This window comes from Gemmiger formicilis, from assembly GCF_016901605.1.
Lineage (GTDB): Bacteria > Bacillota > Clostridia > Oscillospirales > Ruminococcaceae > Gemmiger > Gemmiger formicilis_B.
This window is the reverse complement of record NZ_JACJKP010000118.1, coordinates 1-9,192: the sequence shown is the minus strand read 5'-3', so window position 1 is coordinate 9,192 and position 9,192 is coordinate 1. Positions and strand designations below refer to the sequence as shown.

Below are 9,192 nucleotides of genomic sequence, written 5' to 3'. Positions count from 1 at the left end.
CCGGCTATGGCGCCGACCGCCCACAGAAGTCCCGTCATGAACAGGTTCTGCTTCCAGCTGGGATTGACCCGCCACAGTACGGCCAGCCCCACACCGGCACCGGCCGTCAGACCGGCAAACAGGCTGCCGAAAGAGATGGCTCCTTCAATATACAACTGCGCCAACAGTACACTGGCGGCACAGTTGGGTACCAGACCGACCAAAGCTGTCAGCATAGGCTGCAGAACGCCCATACCGGCCAGCGCTGCGGTGATGGTTTCCTCACCGATCCAGGCAAAAACCAGACCGATGAGCAGGCTGAACAACAAGATAAACAGAAAAATCTCCAGCGTGTGGCGCAAAGCCGCCAGCCAGATGCCGCTGTGCTCCTCATGCTCCTCATGGCAATCCACTTCGTCCGCATGACCGGCATAACCGCCATACAGCGAATGGGGCAGTACATGGCGCAGCGGCACATCCAGCAGCGCACCGCCCACCATACCAAAAACCGCTTTACAAAGCAAGAGTACCACCAGGCTGGTCCACTTGGACGGTTCTGCCGCCAGCAGCGGCACCGCTTCATCGCTGGTAGCAATAAAGACAGCCAGCAGCGTGCCGGGTGTGATGACCCGGCTGGCGTACAGGTTGGACGCCACCGCACTGAACCCGCATTGGGGCACACAGCCCAGGACTGCGCCGGGCACAAAACCCCAGCGGCCGCCGCCTGCCAGGGCCTGCTCAATACGGGCCCCGTGGTGGCGTTCCAGCCATTCGATCAACAGGTACGCCAGATACAAAAACGGCAGCATTTTTACGCTGTCGGTCAAAGCATCCCGCAGCGCATCTACAAATAATTCCATAACCCCTCTAATCTATGTTGTATTGTTTCAGCGGAAACTGCGCAGCAGTTTGACCGCCGGCCGTACCGCTTTGTCCGGAATCCGGGTGCGGAACCGGGCCACGGTGCGGGCCGAAAACGGCATACTGTTGCTGAACGTTTCCATTCCCAAAAAATATTGCAGATAGGGACTTTCCTGCACCAGGGCCACGACCTCCCGGTCCGACACCCGATAATGCAGCTGAATGATGCGGCATCCCAGCGCGACCCGCGCCGAAATGGCCGCTTTGCCACCAGGTGCAAACATTTGACTGTAATAATTCTCAAAACGGTCCCAGTCAATGGCATCTGCCAGCAGCAACCAGCGGTTCCGACCACTGAGTTCCCCGTGATAGGGCGGCAGATAGTCGTAAATCGACATTTGTTTTTCCCGGGCTCGATACACAGGCAAGGCCCCTTTCCGTTATGGGGCCCCCGCCCCGGTTCCATGCACGGTCCGCCCAATGCAGACCTGCCTTGTTTTTGTTAATACCGCTGGATCAGCGGGAAAATCATAGCCAGTACACACCATGCCGCCTGGTACAGTACCAAAGCCAGCAGCGGCAAACTGGTCAGTCCGCCGGTCAACGTCAGCAAAACACCCAGCACACAGCCAAAAAGCACCGACGCCGATACCAGCACAGAGGATTTATGTTCGCCCTCCGCTGCACCGGCAGCGGCTTCCAGACCGCCCACAAAGCTGGCAAAGCTGCCCAGATGCAGCATATTGCCTTCGCTTTCCGGCAGCCAGGCAACCGCCGGGTCCAGCGTTTTGCGCTCTGCCGCGCTGAGCACCTTCACGGAGCCGGCGGGCAGACTGTAGGCAGCTTCCAGCAGTTGTACATCGCAGTTGAAATCGTCACAGTCCACCACCAGCGAAAGGCCGGTACGGCGCAGGCTTTCCAGCACCACCGCCGTATCGGGGTCGCGCTGGTAAGCCACCTGGAACATGGCAAACATCTTACCGGAAACCGCCAGATAAATCACCCGGCGCTGGTTCACCGTATGGTGCTGCTCATATTCCAGACTGGGGACCTTGACGCCGTAATCCTGCATCAAGGCGCGGTTGCCCACCAGGACCCGGCGCTTGTTGATCCAACCCACATAGCCCTTACCGTAAATCGTTTCCCGGTCATCCACCTGGGCCAGCAGATTGCGGTTTTCGCCCAGCATGCCAAGGAACACTTCCCGCAGGGTGGGCCCGGCTTCCGCCAGAATGGAGGCTGCATAGACAATCGCCAGGTCGATGTGTTCGGGCTTGACCGGTTTGATACCGGACAACGTCACACAACCGGTCGGGAAAAGATCCCGCGCCGTAACCTGAATCACATTGATACGGCCCAGCTGACGAATATCCCGCCAACCGGGGATCACCGCCCCTACCTGGGCGGCACTGCGCTGCATCATGCGGGCAGGCAGCGCCGAAAGCAGCGTTCCCGCCAGCGGGGCACCCAGGCACAGCACGCTGGCCAGCACGGTCACTGCCATGGCGCCGTCCTTGGTACGGATCAGCGTGATCAGCATGGCCACCAGCGCGCAAGCCCCTGCCAGCCAGGCAAACTGCTGCTGGTTCTTGTCGCTGGTACCGGCCGCCGCACTGTTGGTCAAAAAGCTGCGGAAAATCTGGGTCGGACGGTTGATCAGCACATTGGGATGCGGTTCCGCCAGACCGGTGGTCATGGCGCGCAAAGCCCCTGCGTCTTTCAGCCGGTATGCTACGGAATGTTCCACCTTGGCACTGACCAACCGGAAATTGGCCTGTATGGTACAGGCGTTCATCCGCTTGCCAATGGTGTTCAGGCACAGCACCAGCACGGCAGGTCCGGCCATCAGCGTGATTTCTTCGGTATACAGCTGCCCTGCCAGCAGCACAATGCACTGGATCACAGCACCAATCAGCGGCAGGATCGCCAAACTGTCCGGCGTGGGACGCTTGGCAAGGCCCAACACACCGGCAAGCATGGTACGCCAGCAGATGCCGCCGGCCACCAGCAGCAGAACCAAGGCCACCGCCGGATACACCATGGGATCAGCCAGCGGTCCCGGCAAAACCGGAAGCGCTGCCGCCAAAAGCCCCAAAACCAGGAGTACCGCGGCAATCACACCGGTTGCCAGGCTGGCTGTGGTGTAGTACAGAACATCCTGTGCCAGTTCCCGGCGCACCGTCGGCGCATCCTCGGCACGTTCATATTCATGGCGGCGAATGGCCGGAATTTCAGCCGTTTCAAAAGGCTGGGCAGAAACATCCGCCTGTTCATCATCGGCAGTACCGCCCAGACGGATGGCATCCTTTACGCGTTTGCCCACACGGGCACGGCGGTTCGCACGGCGCTCCTGCTGTTCCACTTCATCTTCCAGCGAAGCCGTCAGCCGGGCTGCTGCAGTATCAAACCGCTGGGTACGGTCAGACACTGCACCGGTGTTGATTGCCTGGGCAATATCCTTTACAAAGGAAGCCGTCCCCGGTTCCGCCGGTTCGGCCCCGTTGAGGTTCTGGGTAAATCCGGTAGATACGTCAGCCGGTCCCATCTCGCCCCCCAGATTCTGGGTAAACCCGCTGTGGGCAGGTGCTGCCGGGGTTCCGCCGCCCAAATCCTGGGTGAAACCACTGTGCCCCGATACCGGCTGGGAAGGACCGCCCAAATCCTGGGTGAATCCGCTGTGGGCAGATGCTGCCTGGGAACCACCGCCCAGGTCCTGGGTGAATCCGGTATGTGCCGGGGCCTGCGGTGTCAGACGGATTTTGCCGGTCAATGTATCCACCAGTTCGTCCACATCATCCGGTTCACGGCGTGCCAGCAGACTGTCCTGCTGGGGCAGACCCACCACCTGGGTATCGGCGTAAGGGTCACGGCCTGCATACTGCGCAGATTCCGCCCGGGGCGTATCTTGCGGCATGGCCGTTTCCATCGGCTGCTGTACGGACGGTGTCTGTACAGTGGGCTGTGCCTCGGCACGGCGCGACGCCTGCCGGGGACGCACGGCATTGTAAGCAGCCATAAAATCCTGAGTGCTGTCCACCGGGGAGGCATCCATGGCCCCCAACTGCATGGTGAACCCGGAGTTGACCGGCTGCCGGCTGGGCAAATTGATGGGTTCGCCTACCGGTTCCCCGGCCGGCGGTTCCGGCATAGCCTGTGCCGGCGGAGCCTTGCGGACCTTCTGGCCCGGTGTAAACTCCACCGTATTACGCTTTTTGCGGTAGATGGTCGTAGTATTGCCTGCGCTGGCAGGCGTAGAACGCACGGCTTTTTTGATGCCGCGCAGCATCTCCATCGTATCCCCTTCCGGTTCCGAAACAGGCGCCGGTGCCACCGGTGTACGGGTATACTTGCTGCGCCAGACATTTTCCACTGTATCGCCCTGCGGTTCTTCGGGTTCTTCCGCTTCCGGCTCGGGCTGACGCGTTGCACGGTACACCACAGGCGGCTCTTCCTGCCGCTCTTCGGGAATTACGATTTCTTCCGTGACGGAATCACGCCCGCCAAACAGATTCCCGAACAGCCCTTTTTTTCTGGAGGTCTGCGGCGCTGCCGGCTCCTGTTCCCGATCCGGGAAATACTCTTCCTGCTCCTCTTCAAGCGGGGGTTCTTCCTCGGGCTGGTTCTGCTGTGCACCGCCGCCCAGGGAAACATTGATCGGCACAAATTCATCGGTATCCTCGGCCGATTTCAGACCGAAAAGACCGCGCTTCTTTCTGCCCGGTTCCCGTATTTTTCCGTTTTCATCCGGAACTACCGCCACCGAATCCCGGAAAAATTTCTGGAACTGATTTTTTCCCTGATTCAGCGCATCGGTGTTGGCGGCATCGGCATCCGGTGCCATTTTCAGCAAAAAGCCCTTGATGATCCCCGTGCGGGTCGTATCTCCCAATGTGCCGGTGGTATCGCCGGGATCTTTCTGAGGTTCAGCCTGCGGCTCCGGCTGGGGTACAGACTGCACCGGGGCTGCCTTTTGGGGTGCCGGACGCACGGTCTCGGCCGGTCTTGCCGTATTCGCGGCAGGCTGCGCCGGGGTTGTCCGGGCCGGCTGTGCCGTACGAGGAGCCGCACTGCGAAAGTCCTCAAAATTATCCAGATCATCCAACCCCGAAAACGCGATACGGTGATCCTGTTCCGGTGTTCCCCGCAGCGGCGTGGTAGAAATCCCCACACTGCGCAGGATCTCATCCACCTGATGATCCGTCACCGTGTCCTGCACACCGGCAGCCGTCTGCTGCTGGTTAAGATCCTGCAAAATGCGATCCACAGAATCATTGGTACGTTTGCTTGGCATGTTTGATTGCTCCCTTTACAAAAAAGGTGAAATTCACTTCCCGCTGCGGCGACGCAGGACGTCATAGCACAGAATGCCTGCCGCCACGCTAACATTGTAGCTGTCCACACCGGTCGCCTGGCCGGGGGCCATCTCCAACGTTACAGCTGCGTCACACAGTTTCCGTGTGAGCGCACCGGGGCCGCCGCCTTCGCTGCCCAGCACCAGTGCCACCGGACCGGAGAGATCGGTCCGGGACAGCGGAGCACCGCCCAGGTCGGCGCAGTATACAAAGATGTTATGTTCCTTAATGGTACGGATGGTCTGGGCCAGATTGGTCACACGGGCCACCGGCAGGCGGGCAGCCGCGCCGGCACTGGCTTTCATCACCGTTCCGGTCACACCCACACCGCCGCGTTTGGGGATGATAACGCCATGAGCACCGCACAGGTAGGCCGACCGGATGATCGCCCCCAGATTATGCGGGTCTTCCACACCGTCGCACAATACCAGGAACGGATCTTCCCCTTTGGCCTGCGCCGCGGCAAACAAATCTTCCAGCGCAGCATAGCTCACCTCTGCGGCACGGGCTGCCACGCCCTGGTGGTCCGCCGTTGCGCAGATTTTTTGCAGCTTGTTGCCCGGCACCCGCTTGACTACCGCACCGCTCTGCTTGGCCAGAGCCGTATAATACCCTGCCACCGCCTGCGGCAGCGAATCGGCCAGATACACGGTATCTACCGCATCACCGCTTTTCAACAGTTCGGTCACAGGGTTCTTGCCCCACACCAACGTATCGGGGCGCTGTTCTGCCTGTCCACGGCCCGGCTTTTCCATCCCATACCTCCTGCAGGGCGGCAAAAAGCCCCCTGTCTTTCCTTGTTTATTGTATCATTCTTATTATAATTGCTGACTATACAGATAACAGTATAGCACATCGGCCGCGGCTTTGTCATCTTTTTTTGAACTTTTTGTCGGGTCAGCGTCCCGTTTTTACATCTTTTCCCGACAGCATGCGCCAAAAGTGCAAACGCCTTTTTGGATTCATCGCTGTATCATCCTTTATACAATTTGTAGACAGGAGCGCAATTTTCCCATTGTGGAAAACTCTGTGGAAAGTGTGGAAAACCCGCATTCCAATCCGCTTTTCCACCATTTGGAACCTGGGTTTTGCACCGGTTGTTGAAAAGTTTTCCCCATAACAGGGCGGATAACCCGGTTTTCCACCTGTGCAAAGCGATCAAATTCCAAGGCACATCTTCCAGATTTTACCGCGAAATTTACAAAATTCCCCAGTGTCGGACACCGGTTGTCACCATGGGCAAAAAGTACATATCCTATGCCGAAAAATGTTGTTGCTTTTTTGTCAAAGTCAGGGTATAATGAATTCGATGGCACACCGGGGGTCGGTGTGCCCTTTCCGAAAACATCATGTGGAGGTATGTGATATGCTGGTAAATGCTACCAATATGCTGCTGAAAGCGCGGGACGGCCACTATGCAGTGGGCCAGTTCAACATCAACAACCTGGAGTGGACCAAGAGCATCCTGCTGACTGCGCAGGAACTCAATTCCCCTGTTATCCTCGGTGTTTCTGAGGGCGCAGGCAAATATATGACCGGTTTCAAGACCGTTGCTGCCATGGTCAAGGCCATGGACGAGAGCCTGGGCATCACGGTTCCCGTTGCCCTGCACCTGGACCACGGCACCTACGAGGGCGCCAAGGCCTGCGTCGCCGCCGGCTTCACCTCCATCATGTTTGACGGCAGCCACTACGACATCGACGAGAACGTTGCCAAGACCACCGAGCTGGTTGCTCTGGCACATGACCACGGCCTGTCCATCGAGGCTGAGGTCGGCTCCATCGGCGGCGAAGAAGACGGCGTTGTGGGTATGGGCGAGATCGCCGATCCCGAGCAGTGCGCCAAGATCGCCGGCCTGGGCATCGACTTCCTGGCCGCCGGTATCGGCAACATCCATGGCAAGTACCCTGCCAACTGGAAGGGCCTGGACTTCGACGCTCTGGACAAGATCCATGCTGCTACCAACAACATTCCTCTGGTTCTGCACGGCGGCACCGGCATCCCCGAGGACATGATCAAGAAGGCCATCAGCCTGGGCGTTTCCAAGATCAACGTCAACACCGAGTGCCAGCTGAGCTTTGCCGACGCCACCCGCAAGTACATCGAAGCGGGCAAGGATCTGCAGGGCAAGGGCTTTGACCCCCGCAAGCTGCTCGCTCCCGGTGCCGACGCCATCAAGGCGACCGTCCGCGAGAAGATCGAGCTGTTTGGTTCTGCCAACAAGGCTTAATTCGACTCTGTTCAGAGCCGGTGGATTTTCCACCGGCTTTTTTGTTTGCTGCCCCAAAACGAAAGACCTGCCTTTCCCCCGCCCGACAGGCTGTGGGAAAGACAGGTCTTTTTTTATGGCAGGCAACGCATCCGCCAAGGTGGATGATCTTACTGCTCGTAGCAATCGGAATGCAGGATCACACGAACCAGGCGCGTCACGCAGCGTTTCAGTTCGTCCAAAGTAAGTGTACCGTCCGCCAATTCCTTGCGAAGATTCTCGTGGTCCATATCCATGCCGGGCATGACCACATTGTTGCCGGCACGCATACAGCCGGAAGCGGTGCAGGTATCATCCACGTTGGTGGTGGTCCAATCGGTCATGATCACGCCGTCAAAACCAAATTCGCAGCGCGCCGCCTTGGTGCAGATATCGTAGCAGTTGGCCGCATGGACACCATTGATCAGGTTATAGCTGGTCATGATGGAACGGGGCTTTGCTTCCCGGATGGCGATTTCAAATCCTTTCAGGTAAATTTCCCGCAAAGTGCGTTCCGTCAGAATGCTGTCGGAAGCCATGCGGTTGTCCTCCTGGTTGTTGCAGGCATAATGCTTGATGGTGGTGCCAATGCCGGGATGGCTTTGTACCCCGTTGGTGATGGCTGCCGCACAGCGGCCGCTTAGCAGCGGGTCCTCGGCATAATATTCAAAATTGGCCGCAAAGAGGATTGCGGTGAATGTTCATACCCGGCGCCAGCCAAAGCTGTACGCCGAAAATCTTCATTTCTTTGCCCACAGCCGTGCCTACTTCCCGCAGCAGCGGCAGGTCCCAGGTCTGGGCCAACATAGTTCCGACAGGAATGGCTGTGCAGTACTGGTGGTACGGCTCCCCTTCCGGTACAGGTCCATCATAGAAAAGTCCATGTTCCAGGCTCATCTCCATCGGGACCGGCTGTGCCCCGCCATTCTTCACATAGTAAGTCTGGGTCAGGCGCAATCCCGCCGGGCCGTCTGCCAGGACCATGTTGGCGATGCCCTGTGCCAGCGCTGCACTGCTGGTTTCGGCAGCGGAACCGGGAACCGCTGCACCGGCACTGCCCAATGCGCTGACTTTGTCGCTGTCATTGCTGTCACTCTGCCCCTTGCTGGGTTCCCCGGTAGCCAGGCGGATCAGCTGTTCCCGGGTCAGCGTATCCACCAACTTTGCCGCTTCATCCTGCGGTTCCTGCAATCGGTAATCCACGGTACGTGTTTCCACTGCCGAAAGATCATAGGGCAGCACCGTTACCTTGGCAGCTTCCGCCTGCATCGCCGCATACCGTGCCGCCCGCTTTTCTGCCGGCAGGGACAGCACCTTCAGTTCCTGCTGCAGCGGGCAGATCGCCTGGGTGCGGGCCAGGACTTTATCCTGGGTCAACTGCAGTCCGGCCCGCAGGGTGCTTTCCTGCAAAGACGTACCCACATAAATGCCGTAAAGTCCCTGCTCCAGAATCCAGGCAGAGCTATCTTCGTCATAGCTTTCCAGCTGCTCCGGCCCAAAGGTCAATGCCAGTGTCTGCATTTCGCCGGGCTGCAGCAGCGCCGTCTTTCCAAAAGCAACCAGTCGACGGGCTTCTTTTTCCAGTCTTCCATCGGGCAGCCCCACATAGACTTGCACCACCTCACGGCCTGCTGCTGCGCCGGTGTTGGTGACAGCTGCCTGTACCGTGACGCCGCCATCTGCCGCCGTGCAAATATCCGTGGTTTCCACCCGGAACGTGGTGTAACTTAAGCCAAAACCAAAACCATACCG

Annotated in this window: 7 protein-coding genes; 1 reads left to right on the top strand and 6 read right to left on the bottom strand. The window is 58.7% G+C overall.

The window, feature by feature from the left end; translation table 11 throughout:
* The 4 genes from H6B10_RS09820 to rlmB all read right to left on the bottom strand — a co-directional run.
* Window positions 1–839 (bottom strand): putative manganese transporter (locus H6B10_RS09820; protein ID WP_204651441.1); only part of this gene is annotated, 839 nt, incomplete at its 3' end.
* A gap of 27 nt (window positions 840–866) precedes the next feature.
* Window positions 867–1,238, bottom strand: a complete 372-nt coding sequence (locus H6B10_RS09815) for a transposase (protein ID WP_204651440.1) — start codon at window positions 1,236–1,238, stop codon at window positions 867–869.
* A gap of 104 nt (window positions 1,239–1,342) precedes the next feature.
* Window positions 1,343–5,131 (bottom strand): hypothetical protein, encoded by a 3,789-nt coding sequence (locus H6B10_RS09810; RefSeq protein ID WP_204651439.1) that lies wholly within the window; start codon window positions 5,129–5,131, stop codon window positions 1,343–1,345.
* 33 nt (window positions 5,132–5,164) lie between these two features.
* Complete coding sequence (rlmB, locus tag H6B10_RS09805) at window positions 5,165–5,947, bottom strand: 23S rRNA (guanosine(2251)-2'-O)-methyltransferase RlmB (RefSeq protein ID WP_204651438.1); 783 nt, start codon at window positions 5,945–5,947, stop codon at window positions 5,165–5,167.
* Between the two features lie 611 nt (window positions 5,948–6,558).
* On the opposite strand from rlmB, the gene fba reads away from it, so the two are divergent.
* Complete coding sequence (fba, locus tag H6B10_RS09800) at window positions 6,559–7,422, top strand: class II fructose-1,6-bisphosphate aldolase (RefSeq protein ID WP_204651437.1); 864 nt, start codon at window positions 6,559–6,561, stop codon at window positions 7,420–7,422.
* 149 nt (window positions 7,423–7,571) lie between these two features.
* On the opposite strand, the gene H6B10_RS09795 is transcribed toward fba, so the two are convergent.
* Entirely contained in the window at window positions 7,572–8,129 is a 558-nt protein-coding gene (locus H6B10_RS09795) for a glycoside hydrolase family 3 N-terminal domain-containing protein (RefSeq protein ID WP_204651442.1), read from the bottom strand.
* On the bottom strand, window positions 8,107–9,192 hold a 1,086-nt coding region (locus tag H6B10_RS09790), incomplete at its 5' end, for a fibronectin type III-like domain-contianing protein (RefSeq protein WP_204651436.1). The genes H6B10_RS09795 and H6B10_RS09790, both read right to left, overlap by 23 nt.

What these genes read in the sequence shown, in the direction of transcription:
- H6B10_RS09815 (WP_204651440.1), bottom strand. Translation starts at nt 1,238, where the DNA reads ATGTCGATTTACGACTATCTGCCGCCCTATCACGGGGAACTCAGTGGT.
- H6B10_RS09810 (WP_204651439.1), bottom strand. Translation starts at nt 5,131, where the DNA reads ATGCCAAGCAAACGTACCAATGATTCTGTGGATCGCATTTTGCAGGAT.
- rlmB (WP_204651438.1), bottom strand. Translation starts at nt 5,947, where the DNA reads ATGGAAAAGCCGGGCCGTGGACAGGCAGAACAGCGCCCCGATACGTTG.
- fba (WP_204651437.1), top strand. Translation starts at nt 6,559, where the DNA reads ATGCTGGTAAATGCTACCAATATGCTGCTGAAAGCGCGGGACGGCCAC.